Raw genomic sequence first — 18,717 nt, 5'->3', positions numbered from 1 at the left:
TATATGAACCACATACTAATACTTTAATGACAATCAACCTCTTCCGTTTTTATTTCGCTTAACTGCATTTTCAATTCCTTATTTTCATCCTTCAACAAAGCGATCTGAATTGCCAGCTCATGCAGTTCATCTGAATGAATTGAAGCCACGATTGAATTTCTAAAAACAATCAATAATAATCCAATTGAAACAACTAGTAACAGCACTGCCGGAGGATACCATATTCCCAGTTTTGCAGCGATCATTGGAATTACACTGGGAAAAACTCCAAGGACAATTGCAATCAATCCAATTGCAATCCATAATACTGATTGCGATTCGGACATTTTTTTCTCAATCATCAGACGGAAAACAATAATAATTACTATAATTCCGACTAATACAGTTCCAATATTAACGAATATACTCAAGCTTTCCCTCCTCTGTAGATCGCAAAACGGATCGATTATTCATAAATAGACTATTACTTATTAAAGTACTAGCAAAATAAACAAAAAAAGCTACCATTTTTGGTAGCTTGACAATCATAATTTGCAAAAATCAACCACAAACCTTAGACTCAGAGCTTTGCGTCTCCAATTTTCATTGAATTTGCCTTTTTCGTGTGTTTACTATTCATTTATTCGGATTATATCAAACATAAACGCGTCGTGTCAATGATTCATTAATTACATTTTTTCCTATATATTTTTAAAAATCAACATCTTCGAGATTAATATTTTCATTTATATCATTTTAATTTCCTATTAATATATATTATAACAATATAAATCATTATTTATGATTTATAAGATGTTTCTAACACAGAAATTTTATAATCGATATAAATAATTATAATTAGTTATTTTGATTAATTATCAACATTATAAGCGCTTACTAAAGTTCATGTTAGCAAATCAAAACGCTTCTATCCCATAATTTTATAAATAATACAATTTAGCCTGAATTATTCATCCAGCTATGAGCAATCTTAAAATCGAGAAACAACATCTTTTTCAAGGATTAAATACACAGACGGTTGAATTTCAACCAAAAAAGGGTAGACGAATCCCGTAGATGTTATTTTCAAGATTATAAGTTGCCAAAGATCATCAGTTACTGTTATTCCAGCTGCGGAAGTTGTCTGATATTTTCTAAAGTTTTATAAAATTCATCTTTGTAGGAACAACTGCTGCATAGCTTGAAATAAATATAGCTTGCTGCTTTTACGATTTTCGAAGCACTTTTTAGCAGCTTTAAACGAATGGTATCGATCTGCATCTTTTTCATGCTCTTCGGCAGAACCAATCGTCTGAAACAATTAAACAGATTATAAGCCAACACATGCAGTTGCAGTCGGTTGGCATTGACTACTTTGGATTTACTTCCGGTAGAAGCGAAGCCAAATCCGGACTTGCTTTCTTTGATGAAATTCTCCATAGTGCCTCGGTTACGATAGTATCTTAGGATTTCTTCAGGTTTCAGGTCCATATTGGTTACAATGAAGGAATGCTGAATGGTGAACTGATTGCAAGGTTTCTCCACTTTAACAACTACCCTGCGCGGGTACTCCCACTTGCCTGCTTTGTAATAAAACTCATCATAGCGGACAATATACTGGGACATATCTTCTTTCATCGCTTCAAATATTTCATGATCAAGATGTTTCGCTTTGTCATTTAAAACACTGTTCGCTTTTAAACGGATCGCATAAGACACACCATTGGTTTCGCATTGCTTGTACAAATCAGGCGTTGCAAAGTAAGCGTTCAATAAAAGCATGTACAAAAAATAATTTTGGCGGCTATATGCCGCCACAGACTGTCAAAAAAGTCAGCTAAAGCTGGCTTTTTTTGATATAATCAAATCAAAAAGGTGATAAAGCGATGCTGAAACGAGAAAAGCTAGAAAGAAACGTAATCGAGATGGTAAATACCGATCTGCTGGTACCATCAGATCACTTATTAAGAAAAGTCGATTCTGCAGTGGATTTTACCCATTTGTATGATTTTGTGGAGGAGCTGTATTGTTCGGATAACGGACGACCCGGTGTCGATCCGGTCGTACTGATCAAAATGGTATTGATCCAGCATTTATACGGAATTCGATCTTTAAGGCAAACCGTCAAAGAAATCGAAATGAATATCGCCTATCGATGGTTTCTGGGCTATACCCTCAATGAAAGCATCCCCCATTTCGCAACCGTCAATTACAATTTCAAACATCGTTTCAAAGAATCAGTTGTTGAGGAAATTTTCACCTGGATTCTTTATGAAGTGGAAAGCCAGGGCTATCTCAAACCGGAAGTGATATTTGTCGATGCAACTCACATAAAAGCGAATGCCAATCAGAACAAACGGATTAAAAAGGCCATACCGGGAGCAGCCCGGACATATGAAGAACAGCTGTTTGAGGAAATAAACGAAGATCGCAGGGATCACGGAAAAGGACCATTTAAAGGTACAAAACTACCGGAAGATCGAATGCGGACAGAGTCAACCACCGATCCGGATTCTGGCATGTTTATCAAAGGCGAACACAAGAAATGCTTTGCCTACGGAGCCCATACGGCATGTGATAAAAACAATTTTATCCTGGATGTCGTTGTGACCGCAGGAAATATTCATGACAGTCAGGTGTTTGATGAACTCATAAAAAAGTAATCGAACGATATCCTCAGGTTCAAACGGTTACCGCCGATGCCGGATATAAAACACCCTGGATTTGTAAAAAGATTTTTGATGATAAACGAGTCCCTTCCCTCCCTTATAAACGACCAATGCCAAAGAAGGGCCATTACAAAAGTTACGAATATGTTTATGACGAGTACAATGATTGGATAATCTGTCCCCAAAACCAGACTCTGTATTATACAACAACGAATCGAAACGGCTATCGGGAATATAAGAGTATCCCTTTTAATTGTGAACGATGTACAGCCAGACATTTATGTACCGAAAATAAAGGTTTTGAAAAAACAGTTATCCGCCATATCTGGCAGGATTATATCAATCAGGCTGAAGATATCCGTCATTCACCCCTAGGCAAAGAGTCGTATTCACTCCGTAGTCAGACGATTGAACGCGTTTTCGCTGATGCCAAGGAGAAACACGCAATGCGCTATACGCTTTATCGGGGATTGAGTTCAGTTGCAAACTGGGTTCGATTTAAATATGCTGCCATGAATCTGAAAAAACTGGCACTCCGGAAAGCTAAAGACTCTCTATATTTTTTTCTCTTTATGCAAAGAACCCGATTTTCATTTTGAAAACCGGGTTCTTTGACAGTCTGGCGGCACAATGTGCCGTTAATTGTATCTGGATGAATAATTCAGGTTTAGCATCACATAATATCTTGCCATCTTTTCTTCAATCGCGATTAGATAAAAACACCGGCATCATCTACGGTTTCCTTGCTAGTACACATTTGACTCTTTTCCGAATATTCATCTTGGTCTTCTGTCAAGATTTAGTACAAATTAAAATGAGAAGTTTATCCTCATCTTAACCAGCTAATTGCAAATCTGATTTGTTCAATTTTGCAAATAGTTTTTCAAAATCATCGGGCGACATAAAATCGCAATGACTGTGAATCCGTCTTGTATTATAAAAGGATTCAATATATTCAAATACAAGCCGATAGGCATGCTTGAAATCACTGATTTTAAAGCGCTTTATCCATTCCCGTTTAAGCAGGGAATGAAAAGATTCAATACATGCATTGTCCCAGGGAAATGCCTTTTTAGAGTAGCTTCGCTGCATTTTAGCTGTTGCTTTTCGGTACTCTTATGAAACAAATTGGCTGCCTCGATCTGTATGAAGAATCAGTGGCAGTTCTCTACTGCGCCGTGCCTTTGCTTTATTAATAGTATCAATAACACAAGATACTTCCATCGTTTTTGAAAGCGTCCAAGCGATGATTTTTCGGGAGTAAAGATCCATAATGCTTGTCAGATAGACAAAACCATTGGTTGTCCAAATATACGTTATGTCGCTGCACCAGACCGCGTTTGGGCGTTCGGGATTGAAGCGTTCATCCAGAATATTCTGAAGTTCATGACTAAAATCTGAATCTCTGGTTGTCGTTGTCCATGGTTTGATCCATTGAGCTCTGATGCCCATTTCTTTCATATATTTACCGACTGTACGTTCTGAAATGATTTCACCGCTCTTTTGCAGTTCTTTCCTGATCTTAGGCGCTCCATAATTCTGATGGGAGTCATGATAGATTTCTTTGATTTTGAATTTTACGGCTTCCTTGCGTTTCTGTAAATCAGAAGGCACATGGTTAAGCCAGGCCCGGTATCCGGACCGGGAAACGCCTAAAATTTTCAGCACTCCGGAGACAGAAACTCGGCGGTCTTCCTGATGGGTAATTTCTGCCTTTTCAGAAACCTCCAGATAGATGGCTTCTGTTATTCTCCCAGAATGCCGATGGCTTTTTTTAATACATCAAGCGCATCCTGGGTATCACGTAATTCACGCTTTAATCGGGCAATTTCTTTTTCTTCATCAGAAGCATAATTACCAGATCCCCGACATTCAATGTCGCCAGTATCTTTCAGCTCTTTCTTCCATCTGGAAAGCGTCTGCTGACTGATACCAAGATTCGATGCACATCCCTGCAATCCAAGATCCTTGTGATCCTGATAGTATTGAACTGCATCGAGCTTAAACTGTTTTTCAAAGTGTTTTGCCATAATGAGATCCTCCGTTTACTGATAGTTTATTTTATCTTGTTTTTCTATTTTGAACTTTCTCATTTTGACTTGTACTATTTATATTCTAACAGCAGGGATTTTGATCTCAAATTAAATTTCTCGTTAGAATTAAATACGCCCATCCTTCCTTCATCGTTATTTAAAAGCCGTATCACATAGGGACGGTAGAATAGAAAGTCGGTAGATAAAACAGTTATCTACCGACACCCCAGTCCATATTAACTATAACGAAATAATCAGGTCAACGGTACTACTTCCTTCAGTTCCCATGAATTCCAGAACCAGTCCAGAAATGATACCATCTTTCATCCAGATTCGGCTCACAGTCACGCCACCGCCATAAGCACCGCTCATGGATTGTTCGATCCCGTCACTGCCAAGGATAGTTTTGACTTCATCATAGGTCATCCCTTCGGTAATCTGGGCCGCCTGTTCATCAGTAATCTCGTTTTCTTTGCCAACCGAACTGATATATTCAGCTGTCTTTGTACCATATATCATTTTGGTAAGTACTTCATTGGTGTCGGTATCTGATAAAATGGTGCTGAAACTAACCGAAACACTGTATCCATCTTTGTCAGTATAGATGTAGATATCAGAAGCCAGTTCTTCCGGTGTAATCCCAAGATTTTCATCAACTTCTTCCTTGGTCTGTCCTATTTCCACTTTATTATATAAAGCATAAGGATCACCCTGGGACTCCGCCGTGGAGTTACTGTCCGAACTGCCGGTGCTGCTGCTGTCGCTTTGACCGCAGCCAGTAAACAGAAATAGCAGGCTAACTAAAGAAATTAATAGAAAAAACAAACCAGGTCCTTTTAACTTAAATCTCATCATTTTGTTCACTCACTTTCTGTTTTAATTTTTCTATTCTTATTATTCCCTGAAAATCATTTTTCTATCATTAATAGGTCGAAAATATTAGTATGTGGGATTTACAATAACGATGGTTCTGATTACCTCAATGCCATAATAGACTTAACAGATAACCAAGATATTTATTTCTGTACGGGAACTGATATAACCCCTAAAATAAATACGATAACTAACCATATTTTACTTTTATTCATGATTGGGCAGATAAACTTTTCGTCCTTCCATTAATAAACACCCTAATATAAACCCTTGAATAGCATAGAACGATATCCGAACAAATCGGTCCCAGTCAGATAATTTCTATAAGGGGTAAAACAGGGGTAAATTTTAATCCAAAAAATAAAAAAAGCGGCTGAACCGCTATCTTATGCTTTAAATGGTGATCCCGACTGGACTTGAACCAGCGACCCCTACCATGTCAAGGTAGTGCTCTACCAGCTGAGCCACGGGATCACTTAAAGTGCTTTTCTATTATAATTGTTATCATTCAAAAAGTAAAGCACTTTTTAAAAAGTTGTTTCGGCATTTAATGTGAAAAAGTTTTTCTTGATATAAAACTCATTATAAGAGATGGGCATATTATCTTCCATTGAAATAATATTCTGGGCGACCAAAAAGCAATCCTCGTCCCGATCGATATCCAAAATCTCTCGTACTTCCAAAGGAGGTGTTACAATATCAAGATTAATGAGTTTTTTCAATTGAAACTGGAGTTTTCCCTTTTCCAGCACACCATGAAAATTTGCAAAGTTAATGACATCTTCAACGATCGGATTCCCCTTCTGATAAGGAAGAAAGATAGCCGCATACTGAACTGCCTCATTTTTAACGTGAACCGATTTTTGAACCTTAATCACTTTTTCAAAGGAACCGATTTTCAGCTCCCGCATCAATTTACGTCCTGGAGTGATAACGCCCACACTAAGCATTTTCACTTCTTCAACTTCGCCCTTTAAACTGTCGATTTCATCAAAATAAAATTGATAGAGATTAGCTGAAGGCTCGCAAACATAATTTCCTTTTCCGGGGATAGTATAGATATACTTTTCATTAACCAGCAGTGCCAGACTTTTTCTAAGAGTCGTTCGACTGACATCATACTGCTCAGACATTTCATTTTCTGAAGCCAACAAATCACCTGGCCGTAGAATTCCTTTTTCAATTTTCCCTTTTATATCATTAACGATATCTAGATAAAGAATTTTTTTCATGACCTCACCTAATCATTGATCATCCAATGTTTGCAGATATTAACGCCTTCGATGGCATCGCTTGAAAATGCATCCGCACCTACATACTTTGAATAATCTTCCCCGGCCAGAGCGCCACCCAAAATAATTTTTAATGGCGTACGCAACCCTTCCGCAGTTATTGCATCGATTACTTCTTTGATATTGTCAACAACCGAGGTAAGAATCCCGCTAATTCCCAAAATATCGGGTTCTTCCTGTCTAATAATCCGGACAAACTTATCTATCGATACATCGGTTCCCAAATCTATCACTTCAAACCCTTCGGCCCGAAGCATACTCACAAAAATTTTTTTGCCAACATCGTGAATGTCATCGAATACGGTTCCAACCACAACTTTTCCCATCCGTTTCCCCGCTGACGGATTCTCAGCATCAATTCCTAATATTTTTAAAATATTAGCCACCAGCTCACCCGCCATAATCAGGTCGGCAATATAATATTCCCCATCCTCATATCTTGCCGCAACACGCTGCAGGGCAAAATTCAGCTGATTAGATAACTCCCGTTTATCTTTTCCAGCTTCAATTTCCGAGCGCAGAACTGCCAGCGCTTTTTTTTCATCGATGGCTTCCACTGCTGAAATTAAATTCGATTCCATAAATTCCACCTGTAACCCCAATTCATCCTCAATTATTCCCAATCCACTTTACCTGTCACAGTTTATTATTCTATCATGTAAACCTTTTTTTGTCTTGTCCTTATCAATTCTTTATCCTTATGTTTTTGTGGTCTTTTGACTGAAATCGTTGTATAATGAATTTACTGTAGAAAATTTACTTTTTAAAAATAATTTTTTCCAACTAACATTTTCCGAAATAACAAAAATTTAATCAGCTTATGTTTTATCACAATTGTTGGATTCATCAAATACTAATTTATCGAGGTCAAAAATGAATGGTTATACTAAAACTCAGTTACAGGAAAACAAAAAATATCTAGAACTTCTTTCGCAGAATTTTCCTAATATCACCAGTGCTGTGGGAGAAGTTGTCAATCTAAAAGCAATTCTTAACCTACCTAAAGGCACCGAACATTTTCTGACGGATATCCACGGCGAACATGAGGCATTCAATCATGTCATGCAAAACGCTTCTGGTGCTATTAAAAGAAAAGTCCATCAGGAGCTGGGCAACACCGTTTCCATTGAAGAACTTAATGAGCTCTCTACCCTGATCTATTATCCAGAAGAAAAAATTGATCTGATTCAAAAGGATAAGACCAATGAAGCCCTTGACAACTGGTATAAACTTACGATCTACCGATTGGTCAAGGTGTGCAGGGCTTCAGCTTCCAAATATACCCGTTCCAAAGTCAGAAAAGCACTACCTAAAGACTTTGCATATATCATGGAAGAACTTCTGCAGGAAGATGAACATCGATTTAATAAAAAGGATTACTACAATGAAATCATTGAAAGTCTGGTTAAACTTGAGCGGGCTAAACATTTTATCGTAGAAATATCTGGTGTTATCAAGCGTCTAACCATCGACCACCTGCACATTATCGGAGACGTCTACGACCGGGGAGCTGGACCCGATGTCGTAATGGATACCCTAATGCGGCATCATTCCCTTGATATGCAATGGGGAAACCATGATATTTTATGGATGGGTGCCGCTGCAGGTAATGCCGCCTGTATCGCAAATGCAGTCCGAATTGCCTTACGTTATGCCAATATGGACGTTCTGGAAAACGGCTACGGAATTAATCTTCTTCCGCTGGCTACCTTTGCTGACCGAGTTTATGCCAACGATCCTTGTGAGCGCTTCCAGCCTAAAATATCTGCCGATGATGCGATATCAGAAGCTGAAGTTGCTCTGATGTCAAAGATGCACAAGGCTATTGCTATCATTCAATTTAAATTGGAAGAAAATCTGATCTCCAATCGTCCGGAATATAATATGGAAAAGCGTCAGCTACTTAAAAACATTGATTTTGAAAATCATACTGTAACTGTCGAAGGGGTTTCCTATGAACTGAACGACACTTTATTTCCAACCCTTGATGCAGCAAGTCCCGCTGAATTGACCGAAGAAGAAAAAAAAGTTGTAGAGCGGTTGATTTATGCCTTTTTACACAGTGAAAAACTGCAACGCCACATCCGCTTTATGTATGCAAAAGGCAGTATGTATAAAGTCTTTAATGATAATCTGCTTTTTCATGCCTGTGTGCTAGTCGATGAAGACGGCAATTTCAAAAAAAAGAAAATCAATGACAGTCTTTATTCCGGCAAATCTCTGATGGATAAATACGACCAGATGGCCAGAGAAGCCTTTTTCAATCAATCTGATCGTTATGAAGAGAATTGTAAAACGGATTTTCTCTGGTATCTGTGGTGCCATGAGGACTCGCCGCTTTTCGGAAAAGATAAAATGGCAACCTTTGAACGCTATTTCATCACTGATAAAACCCCTCATAAAGAATATTACTCAGCCTTTTATCATCTGATTGACAATGATGATGTCCTGGCTAAAAAAATCCTTGTTGAATTTGGAGTTGATCCTGAAGAAGGCCACATGATTAATGGTCATATCCCAGTTAAAACTACTTCTGGTGAAAGCCCAATTCGGGCGAATGGCAAACAACTTGTCATTGATGGCGGTTTTGCCAGAGCTTATCAGAAAACGACCGGAATCGCCGGTTACACACTGACCTATAACTCTTACGGCCTAACCCTTATCAGTCATGCCCCCTTCGAATCCGTCGAAAAAGCCATCGCTGATGGCTTGGATATTCAATCTTCCATTGTAGTTGTTGAAAAAGCGCTTGATCGAAAACGCGTTCGAGATACCGATACCGGAAAAGATTTAAAGTTGCAGATCGAAGACCTGGAAATGCTCATTACGGCTTATCGAAAAGGCCTGATTAAGGAAAAACTATATTGAATTTTTACTTTTAAAAATGCCGATACCGCAGGGATTTCAACTTTTATCAGTCGTCATCCAGTCAGTATCGGCATTTTATTTAAGAGTCAGTTCAAGCTGGCAAAGAAGTTTCTGTTGCTGATTAAGAATCTCTATCCGATAAATATCTTCTTCAACCGCTTCAGAAAGCACCTCCACCTGATCTCCATAAAAGCACTGTTCTTTAAAAACAATTTTAGCCCGCTTCAATTCTTTTGTTTTAACAATTTCAAGGGGTAGGGCTTCAATCCCCCACGCTATATATTTAACATGGTTAACATGATTGTTGAAATCAATATCTAAAAAGCGTACTTCAAATTTTTTGCCAGTTAATGGATTTTTAAGTCGTGGCAGTTTTTTAAAGATTGGTTCCTTTTTCTCAAAACAATTATAAACCATAAACTCCGGATGAGCATCTACCGATTCCATTTTCTGGGTTTCTCTGTTAATAAGCAACCACTGGGTATCAGCGACGATCAGGTCATTATGGTCTAAATCCGTTATTTTAAACTGTCTAACCGCACAATAACGATCCATTCCCGTTGCTTCTGTAGTTACCCGTACCTGGCTTCGATATTCGGGAGTTTTTTCAAATCGAATATCGTATTTAACCAAAAACCAGGCTAATTGTTTTTGGCTCAGATAATCGGCCCCTACGCCCAAGGCAATTCCCTGATTAGTGGACACCTCCTGGAAGTAATTCATCACTGCAGTCGGCAAGATTTTTCCGTAAATATCCGATTCATAACAGGCTATCTGTCTGAATTCTTCTGCAATTACGCCCATCGTTCACCTACTCAAAACTTCGATGATACAAGCTCACACCATCCAAGCTCCAGTTTGGCTGGGTGAACTGTCCCGGCTCTATCCGTGCAAGTTCCGCTTCCATAGTATACATTCGGGCATCGATCATATCAATATGGTGGAGAAGTTCTGCCTCAGGAAACATTGGTCGTTTCGGACTGCCAAATTCCGGTTCGTAGTGGTGGGATAAAATCATATGCTTTAAAAGCATCAGACATTCTTCATCGGTTCCTAACTCTCTGCCCGTCAATTCCAGATCGACAATCTCTTGGGTAATATGTCCTAACAACTTTCCTTCTGGGGTGTAGTCAGAAACTGAACCATTTTCGTCTGATTCCATCTCATTAATTTTGCCAATATCATGAAGAATTACACCGGCATACAAGAGGTCACGATTTATAAAACTGTAAATCTGAGCAAGACCTTTAGCAATCCGAAGCATTGAATATGTATGATATAAAAGGCCCCCTTTAATGGCATGATGGTGTTTTTTGGCAGCAGGGAAATAGGCCAGCTTATCAGTATGACGACTGAAAATCGTTTGGGTGATAGCCTTAATGTCAGGATTGGAAAACCCTTCAATGGTATCAGTAATCGCAGCAAGCATTGCATCAATATCTACCGGAACAGTTTCAACAAAATCATTGATTGATACCCCATCGGCTTCAGTCACCACTCTCATCCGCTCTACAATTAACTGTAACCTTTTATTGTATTCCTGAACTTTCCCCTTGATCTTAACCAGCTTCCCGTTTGTAAATTCTGCTTCTTCATGCTCTTTTACATCCCATTTTTTAGCATCAATTTCATCAAAGCTCTGATCATTTAAAATCATATTAAAATAGCGGCTGCCATTTGTTGCTGTTTTTACCAGCTGTGTTTTAATAAACAAAAATCCGGTGAATTCCTGTCCCTTTTTCATCTTTTTTATTTCCAATTTTTACTCCTTTATGCTCAACGATATTCCATATCATGTTCTATTTTTTTTTGAAAACTCCAAACAATTTAATTTTTAACTGCTGAACTTTATGAAACTATTTTAGTTTTATATAATCATTTTATAATTTCTATATTCGCCTTATTTAAATTCCTCTGGAAATATCATTTTATAAGCCTCCAACCCTTTTTCCAGAATCAGCATCCCCTTTTTCATATCCTCCGCATTTAAAACATAGGCTAGCCGCACTTCGTCTTCACCATCTTTAGGATTCAGATAAAAATCATTAGCCGGGGATAAAAGAATAGTTTCATTTTTATAGGAAAAATCTCGAATCATCCATTCAATGAAATGGGCCGTCCTTTTAAGCGGCAATTTTACCATGAAATAAAAAGCGCCTTTTGGCATTTTACAGATCACACCAGGAATTTTTTTAAGTCCTTCAAATACTATTTCACGACGACTACTGTATTCTTTTAAAATACTGCTGAAGAAATCTTCTTGAAGCTCCATCAAATTAACTGCTCCAACCTGATCAATCTCCGAAACCGACAAACGCATCTGACAGAGTTTTTTGATACTCTGCTTAAGTTCCATATTTTTAGTGATCACAAAGCCGATCCGCGCCCCGCAGGCACTATATCGTTTTGAGATACTATCAACCAGAACCACCTGACCCAATACATCAGCCTTTTGAGCCGGACTTTGGTAAGTCAGGTTTTCATATAAAAATTCTCTATAGACTTCATCGCTAACAAAATAAAGACCATATTTTTTTGACAGTGCGCTCAAAGTGTTGATTTCATCTTTTGTAAATACTTTCCCCGTCGGATTTCCCGGATTGGTAATGAGAATTGCCCGGGTTTTTGCGCTAATCAATGGCTCAATCATTTCCATATCCGGCAATGAAAAACCATCCTCCGCAAATGTTTTTATTCCCACCAATTTTACATTTGCGGCCGCTGCGATCTCTTTATAAATACTATACAGGGGCTCCGGTGTCAGAATTTCATCACCGGGATCACAAATGCTCAAAAATGTAAAAAGAAGCGCTTCGCTCCCCCCATTAGTAATGAAAATATCATTTTCAGTATAGGCTAAACCCAATCGTTGATAGTAGCTTCCAGCAGCTCTTCGCAGCTCTAAAAGCCCTTCTGGAGCCTGATAAGAAACCACCATCGGCTGATAGTTACAAACAGTTTCTATGAAAGCACTCGGAGTTTTTATGTCTGGCTGTCCGATATTTAAAAAATATACTTTTCTACCCTTTTGTTTTGCTTCTTCCACTAAAGGATAATATTTTAATAATGCCGGCTCACCCATTTTTAGTGTTCTTTTTGAAATTTGCATATCCGTCTCCATTTTATGGTTTTCTTATGAAAATTATAAACGCTGCCGTAACAAAAAGCAAATTAGGCATAAATTTAATTCCCCTCATAAATAATCAATGTTAAACTAAACAAAACAGCTATTTATTACTTATAACTCAACTGTCTGAAAAATTTGAAGGAGTCCTTATGAAACCCGAAAAACCTCGATTATCCCAGAACCATCATGAAACAGATGATTTAATTAAACTGATTGCCACTGCTCTTGAAGAAGAATCATCTATTGAAACAAAACTGTTTAAAAATATTGATCTCTTTGAGAATAATTTTTCCAATACTACTTTTTCAGATTGCATTTTTGAATCATGTGAGTTTTCTGATGGCAATTTTTCCCGCACTGACTTTCGAGACTTGCGTTTTACCAATTGCAGCTTTTCAAACGGCAATTTCACGGACGCTTTTTTCAACCGATGCGAGTTTATAAACTGCAAACTGGTTGGGGCAGATTTTTCTGACAGTATACTGCAAAACATTCTTTTTAGAGGGTGTAAGCAAAATTTCTCTAATATTTCTAAAGCCCGACTTACTACCGTCTCTTTTTCAGATTGCGACTGCAGTGAAAGCTATTTTACTGAATCGCAATTAAAAATGGTGACTTTAGAGTCTGTCAACCTGGATAATTCAAATTTCTTTAAAACCTTATTAAAAGGAATAGATTTTTCAAATGCGTCTATCAATAACCTGGTTGTCTCAATTTCCGATCTGGCTGGTTGTTATGTTTCTTATGATCAAGCCGCTAAATTATCCCGACTTCTAGGCGTCAAAATAAAATAGAAAAGTTACAAATAATATATTGGTTTATTATAGTATCATCTAGTTTAAGAGGTTTATATGAAAACTATTCCTGCAAAAAATATCCTAATAAAAACCAAAAATAGCTATTGGTTCGGAACCGATTATACCATGAACCTTTATCGCGGTTGTTCTCATGGCTGTATTTATTGTGACAGCCGCAGTGAATGCTATGGCATCGAAGATTTTCCCACTATTTGTGCTAAAGAACAGGCCTTAACAATTCTGGAAGACAACCTTAAACGTAAACGCCAAAGGGGCGTTATCGGTCTGGGTTCTATGAGTGATCCCTATAATCCTCTGGAAGAAAAATATCAGTTGACCAGACAAGCCATTTCACTTATCAACCAGTATCAGTTTGGTCTGTCCCTGGCTACTAAAAGCCCGCTGGTTACCCGAGATCTTGATTTATTTGAGGCGATTAACATCCATTCTCCACTACTTATAAAAATGACTATTACTACATCTGATGATAATCTTTCTAAACAAATAGAACCTGGTGTTGCCCCTTCGAGTCAGAGATTCAAAGCCATTAGGCAGCTATCTGACAATGGTATTTTCTGTGGAATCCTACTTATGCCAGTCCTGCCCTTTATCACCGACACCCCGGAAAACATCAAATCAATTGTCCGTCTTGCCAAAGAAAATGGTGCTTCTTTTATTTACCCTGGTTTTGGTGTGACTTTAAGAGATCGCCAGCGTCTCTATTATTTTAAGCAGCTCGACAGACTGTTTCCAGGCCTTAAAGAAAAATATCTTTTTCATTACGGCAATCGCTATTCCTGTGGATCACTCAAGGCCACAGACTTGAAAAATATTTTCCAGAAAGAATGTGATCATCAGCAACTGCTTTATTCAATGCCGGCCATTATCGAAGCCTATCAGAAAAAAACGCTCCAGAAACAGATTTCAATTTTTGATTTGCCCTAACTCAGAAGTTATCTGACAATCCTGCCAGAAAAATCAAAGATGACAATCTTTGTTCGATCACAAAATATGATCCTCATTATCTATCACAAATCAACTTCTGCCGGTAATTAATCGCATTAAACAAAGGTAATATTTTTTATTAGCTTTTCTTTAATGCATTTTTTATTCCGCTTTATGTAATATATATTTGACATTTTAAGTTTTATATATTACAATGTGCTTGCATTAAAATTTATCTAGGAGGCCAATCAGTGATGTTATGAAAAATTTAAAAATGAAGGCTGCACGCGCTCAGAAAGACTATTCTCAGGAAGATCTGGCCCGGATTGTAGGGGTAACCAGGCAAACAATCGGCATGATTGAAGCCAATAAATTTAATCCATCCCTGCAGCTTTGTCTTTCAATCTGCAGGGCACTTGATAAAACTTTAAATGATTTATTCTGGGAGGAAAATGAAAATGAAAAAATTTAAAAAAGTCATCGATGAGCGCCAGGAAATGGAACTTTATAAAATTGAACATCTTTTTTTCTGGGTGCTTTACTGGCTGCTTTTAGGCAGTATTATTGTTCAAGCGACATTTATGGGTTCGCCTTTTAAAGAATGGGCTTTTGAGTGGTTTATTTTTATGATTGGATCTGTTGGTATGGCAATTGGCAGTTATAAAAAAGGTCAGTGGGACTATTACACTAAACCGACAATCAAAACCTATCTGTTGTACAGTCTGGCGGGTTCCGGCATTTTTTCGGTAATTTTTTCCATTGCTGCATATCTCAATAATGATTACCTGAAAACCAACCTTTCAGCCCTTTTAATATTTACCTTTTTTTTATTTGCATTTCTCTTTATACTAATTTTTGCACTCCTTGCCTTGACAGGCCATCTGACAAAAAAACGCCAGACAAAACTGGCTCAGGAATTTGATGAAGAAGGCGATGACAGCACTCAATAAGCAACGGACTGAATTTCAATCCGTTTTTTGCAATCGTTTTTTTTCTTAATTGTTCTAAACTACAAACATTTTATGCTATACTAACATTAATTTAAGAACCATCTTAAAATCCAGAAAATGTTTGATTTTTTCATTTTTGGCAGCAGAATGAATAATTCAGGCTTTGAGATTTAAATAATCGCGAGGTGAACAAAATGAAAAAAAACTTTGGTATGATGGCTGTATTTACAGATAAAAATGATAATATTTCGGAATTTTCATCTATGGCCGTCATTAAGATATATGAAAATCTTAATGATACATGGGAAATCTCAAAATCAATTGCTTTTTCTCCGGATATGACACTTGCTCCCGGTGAACTAAGGAAAAAGCTCAAAGAAACTGCTGAAAGCATTAAACCCTGTCGGGTAATTATAACCAGTGGCATAAAAGGAATGGCCTATCAAATTTTTGATCAATCCGGCTTTATCATCTGTGAATCTGATTCTTTTGATATTGAACTTCTTGATGCCATTCGTCAGGACCTGTTGGAGACACAAAAAGAGGATATGATGGCTAATACTAACCAGCCAACTGCCCCAATACCAACTGACGAACCCGGCCGATATTTTATTGATCTTGACAAATTACAAAAAAACCGTCCAGACATCTCATCAAAAATGGCTCTGATGCCCTTTTTTGAAAAAGGTGATTTTATACTATTGGATGTTATCTGTGAACATTTTCCACCATGGTTTACGGAACGTTTCCCGCAGATGGGGCTGACCTTTACCATTGTAGAAGACTCCAATAAAATGACCCATGTAATTGTCGAAAAGAAAGGATCTGTCAAATGAGTACCTACACCCACCCCAATTATGGAACACTAACTGGAATAAAACACGTAACGACCTATGAGTCCGGAATGATTAAAGCCTGCAAATTTGAAGAGCCTTTTACTTTAAACACTGATTACGGCGATTTGGTTCCTGCCTATGGTGAAGTTAACGTCAGAAAAAGAAATGGCTATGACCTGGAGTTTTTTGATAACGGCGAAATCAAAGCCATTAATCTTGAGGATTCTGTTATAATCGAAACTCTTTTTGGAAGCTTTCCGGCAGAACGGTTAAGCTTCTATCCATCGGGAAAGTTGCATCGCCTGTTTCCATTAAACGGACAAATCAGTGGCTACTGGAGTGAAGAAGATGAAGCCGCATTAACCACGCCCTATACTTTGGAGCTGACTGTTGGTACCATCACTGCTAAAATTATCTCTTTTTCTTTTTACGAATCTGGTGCCCTTAAAAGCCTGACGATCTGGCCAGGGCAAATGATTGAACTCAACAGTCCAGACGGTCCGGTAAAATGCCGTTTTGGCTTTTCACTATATGAAGATGGTACACTCCATAGTTTTGAACCAGCCATTCCCGAACCACTGACAACCCCTGCTGGTGTAATTCTGGCCTTCGACCCCAATGCCCATGGTATTAACTGCGATATCAATTCGGTTGTTTATAAAAAAGAAGGCGCTATTCAGGCACTTAAAACGATCCACTCAGGAATCCAGGCCATACTGTCCGGTGAAGAAATCCTGATCAAGGCTTTAATGATCCCATCAATGATCAATCCTGAGGTTTCTGTTCCCAACCCATTAATTATTCGTTTTGATACGGATGAAGTATTTATCAGACAAAACAACACCGCCTACACCCTTTTTATTAAGGACATTATCAAAAGCATCCTGGTAGAAGAACCTCAAATATCTGGTTGTGGCGACTGTTCCAGCTGTTCAAGCTGCAGTCACAGCGGTTGACCCTTAAGAATGTTTTAAGTATATTAAGGACATTGTATCATGTATACAATGTAAATTTTTGAAACTGATTTCACCCTTATAAACCCACACTTTTACACCCATAAAAATTAAATACAATTGTTCGCACCACACTATACGTTTTACCATTCTTTTGTCGTATCACGATTCTGTAAAGGGTTTACAGCAAAATTGATTTGACTTTTAATCCTCAAACATGGATAATATGACCAAGAAAACAAACACATACGGAAACGGCAAACGACAAAGAGGTCTTAGTCAGCTCCCTACACGGAGCTTTCTAAGACCTTTTGTTTAACCACAGTAAGACAATGAAGTCTTGGATGTTTTATAAAAAACTCCAAGACTTCATTGCGTTTACAAACCGTTTGACCAAAACTTTTACAGCCGGCACTACAAATTGCTGCCAGTACCAGCTGTAATACAGGCTAAGCCACTGCAAAGACAACGAGGTCTTTTTCGCAAAACGAAAAGGCCTCGTGTTTTTATATCCGTAGCAGTTTTCAAAACTTTTTTTATTCAGGAGGAAGAATATGAGACAAGTCGCAATTTATGGAAAAGGCGGAATCGGTAAATCAACCACAACTCAGAATTTAACAGCAGGTTTAGGTCGTATGGGTAAAAAAATCATGGTAGTTGGATGTGATCCAAAAGCCGATTCAACCCGATTATTACTGGGTGGTTTAGCTCAGCAGACCGTTCTTGATACCTTAAGAGAAGAAGGCGAAGAAATTGAACTGGAGTCAATCTTAAAACCTGGTTACAAAGAGATTATGTGTGTAGAGTCAGGTGGACCGGAACCAGGTGTTGGATGTGCCGGACGAGGTATCATTACTTCAATCAGTATGTTGGAACAGCTTGGTGCTTACACAGAAGAATTAGATTATGTTTTCTATGATGTACTGGGAGACGTTGTATGCGGTGGTTTCGCGATGCCAATTCGTGAAGGTAAAGCTCAGGAAATCTACATTGTAGCTTCTGGTGAAATGATGGCCCTGTATGCTGCTAACAATATTTCTAAAGGGATTCAGAAATACGCTAAAACCGGTGGTGTTCGTTTAGGTGGTATCATCTGTAACAGCCGTAACGTAGACGGTGAAGCTGAACTGGTTGAAGCATTTGCTAAAGAACTTGGTTCTCAGATGATTCACTTTGTACCTCGTGATAATATGGTACAGCGTGCTGAAATCAACAAAAAAACAGTTCTTGAATTTGACGATACCTGTAACCAGGCTAATGAATATTTAACCTTGGCTAACGCAATCGATAATAATGAACTGTTTGTTATTCCGACTCCTATGGAACAGGATCGTCTGGAAGAACTGTTGATGGAACATGGTTTAATGGATATCTAAGTAAGGAAAGGGAGTGGAA

The 18,717-nt window shown here is 38.1% G+C and carries 18 protein-coding genes, 1 tRNA gene, 2 pseudogenes and 1 riboswitch; of the genes and pseudogenes, 9 read left to right on the top strand and 12 right to left on the bottom strand.

What is annotated here, in order from left to right; translation table 11 throughout:
* Positions 1-23 precede the first annotated feature (23 nt).
* Positions 24-410 (bottom strand): DUF2304 domain-containing protein, encoded by a 387-nt coding sequence (locus tag Q5O24_02910; GenBank protein WKY48296.1) that lies wholly within the window; start codon positions 408-410, stop codon positions 24-26.
* Positions 411-508: 98 nt separating this feature from the next.
* Positions 509-606: riboswitch (cyclic di-GMP riboswitch) on the bottom strand.
* A gap of 495 nt (positions 607-1,101) precedes the next feature.
* A pseudogene (locus Q5O24_02905) lies at positions 1,102-1,758 on the bottom strand (transposase).
* A 107-nt stretch (positions 1,759-1,865) separates the two neighbouring features.
* On the opposite strand from Q5O24_02905, the pseudogene Q5O24_02900 reads away from it, so the two are divergent.
* A pseudogene (locus Q5O24_02900) lies at positions 1,866-3,247 on the top strand (IS1182 family transposase).
* A 235-nt stretch (positions 3,248-3,482) separates the two neighbouring features.
* On the opposite strand, the gene Q5O24_02895 reads toward Q5O24_02900, so the two are convergent.
* From Q5O24_02895 to Q5O24_02865, 7 genes are all read right to left on the bottom strand, one after another.
* Complete coding sequence (locus Q5O24_02895; GenBank protein ID WKY48295.1) at positions 3,483-3,740, bottom strand: integrase core domain-containing protein; 258 nt, start codon at positions 3,738-3,740, stop codon at positions 3,483-3,485.
* 24 nt (positions 3,741-3,764) lie between these two features.
* Complete coding sequence (locus Q5O24_02890) at positions 3,765-4,379, bottom strand: IS3 family transposase (GenBank protein ID WKY49199.1); 615 nt, start codon at positions 4,377-4,379, stop codon at positions 3,765-3,767.
* Between the two features lie 14 nt (positions 4,380-4,393).
* Positions 4,394-4,678, bottom strand: coding sequence for a transposase (locus Q5O24_02885; GenBank protein ID WKY48294.1), 285 nt, complete (start codon positions 4,676-4,678; stop codon positions 4,394-4,396).
* Between the two features lie 243 nt (positions 4,679-4,921).
* Entirely contained in the window at positions 4,922-5,533 is a 612-nt protein-coding gene (locus Q5O24_02880) for a hypothetical protein (protein ID WKY48293.1), read from the bottom strand.
* 419 nt (positions 5,534-5,952) lie between these two features.
* Positions 5,953-6,028 (bottom strand) — tRNA-Val (locus Q5O24_02875).
* Between the two features lie 53 nt (positions 6,029-6,081).
* On the bottom strand, positions 6,082-6,786 hold the full coding sequence (locus Q5O24_02870) for a GntR family transcriptional regulator (GenBank protein WKY48292.1): 705 nt from the start codon (positions 6,784-6,786) through the stop codon (positions 6,082-6,084).
* Positions 6,787-6,794: 8 nt separating this feature from the next.
* Positions 6,795-7,427, bottom strand: a complete 633-nt coding sequence (locus Q5O24_02865; GenBank protein WKY48291.1) for a cobalamin-dependent protein — start codon at positions 7,425-7,427, stop codon at positions 6,795-6,797.
* A gap of 292 nt (positions 7,428-7,719) precedes the next feature.
* Between Q5O24_02865 and Q5O24_02860 the strand changes: the two genes are divergently transcribed.
* Positions 7,720-9,714, top strand: coding sequence for a fructose-1,6-bisphosphatase (locus tag Q5O24_02860; protein WKY48290.1), 1,995 nt, complete (start codon positions 7,720-7,722; stop codon positions 9,712-9,714).
* Between the two features lie 75 nt (positions 9,715-9,789).
* On the opposite strand, the gene Q5O24_02855 is transcribed toward Q5O24_02860, so the two are convergent.
* The 3 genes from Q5O24_02855 to Q5O24_02845 all read right to left on the bottom strand — a co-directional run bounded on the left by Q5O24_02855 (position 9,790) and on the right by Q5O24_02845 (position 12,823).
* A complete protein-coding gene (locus tag Q5O24_02855; GenBank protein WKY48289.1) occupies positions 9,790-10,518 on the bottom strand; it encodes a thioesterase in 729 nt (242 codons plus the stop codon).
* Between the two features lie 7 nt (positions 10,519-10,525).
* Positions 10,526-11,473: an HD domain-containing protein gene (locus Q5O24_02850; protein ID WKY48288.1), complete on the bottom strand. Its 948-nt coding sequence runs from the start codon at positions 11,471-11,473 to the stop codon at positions 10,526-10,528.
* Positions 11,474-11,614: 141 nt separating this feature from the next.
* Positions 11,615-12,823, bottom strand: coding sequence for a pyridoxal phosphate-dependent aminotransferase (locus tag Q5O24_02845; GenBank protein ID WKY48287.1), 1,209 nt, complete (start codon positions 12,821-12,823; stop codon positions 11,615-11,617).
* Positions 12,824-12,990: 167 nt separating this feature from the next.
* Here Q5O24_02845 and Q5O24_02840 point away from each other — a divergent pair, with 167 nt between their 5' ends.
* The 7 genes from Q5O24_02840 to nifH all read left to right on the top strand — a co-directional run bounded on the left by Q5O24_02840 (position 12,991) and on the right by nifH (position 18,698).
* Positions 12,991-13,635, top strand: coding sequence for a pentapeptide repeat-containing protein (locus Q5O24_02840; protein ID WKY48286.1), 645 nt, complete (start codon positions 12,991-12,993; stop codon positions 13,633-13,635).
* 57 nt (positions 13,636-13,692) lie between these two features.
* On the top strand, positions 13,693-14,583 hold the full coding sequence (locus Q5O24_02835) for a radical SAM protein (GenBank protein WKY48285.1): 891 nt from the start codon (positions 13,693-13,695) through the stop codon (positions 14,581-14,583).
* A gap of 259 nt (positions 14,584-14,842) precedes the next feature.
* Entirely contained in the window at positions 14,843-15,055 is a 213-nt protein-coding gene (locus Q5O24_02830) for a helix-turn-helix transcriptional regulator (GenBank protein ID WKY48284.1), read from the top strand.
* Positions 15,042-15,533: a hypothetical protein gene (locus Q5O24_02825; GenBank protein WKY48283.1), complete on the top strand. Its 492-nt coding sequence runs from the start codon at positions 15,042-15,044 to the stop codon at positions 15,531-15,533. Before Q5O24_02830 ends, Q5O24_02825 begins: the two co-directional genes overlap by 14 nt.
* Before the next feature lie 194 nt (positions 15,534-15,727).
* Positions 15,728-16,369, top strand: coding sequence for a Fe-only nitrogenase accessory AnfO family protein (locus Q5O24_02820; protein WKY48282.1), 642 nt, complete (start codon positions 15,728-15,730; stop codon positions 16,367-16,369).
* Positions 16,366-17,325: a hypothetical protein gene (locus Q5O24_02815; GenBank protein ID WKY48281.1), complete on the top strand. Its 960-nt coding sequence runs from the start codon at positions 16,366-16,368 to the stop codon at positions 17,323-17,325. The genes Q5O24_02820 and Q5O24_02815 overlap by 4 nt, the downstream gene beginning before the upstream one ends.
* Positions 17,326-17,876: 551 nt before the next feature.
* Entirely contained in the window at positions 17,877-18,698 is an 822-nt protein-coding gene (nifH, locus tag Q5O24_02810) for a nitrogenase iron protein (GenBank protein WKY48280.1), read from the top strand.
* Positions 18,699-18,717 lie beyond the last annotated feature (19 nt).

The organism is Eubacteriaceae bacterium ES3 (genome assembly GCA_030586155.1).
GTDB lineage: Bacteria > Bacillota > Clostridia > Eubacteriales > Eubacteriaceae > Acetobacterium.
Note: the sequence above shows the minus strand (reverse complement) of the source record. Positions and strands in the feature narration are given on the sequence as shown.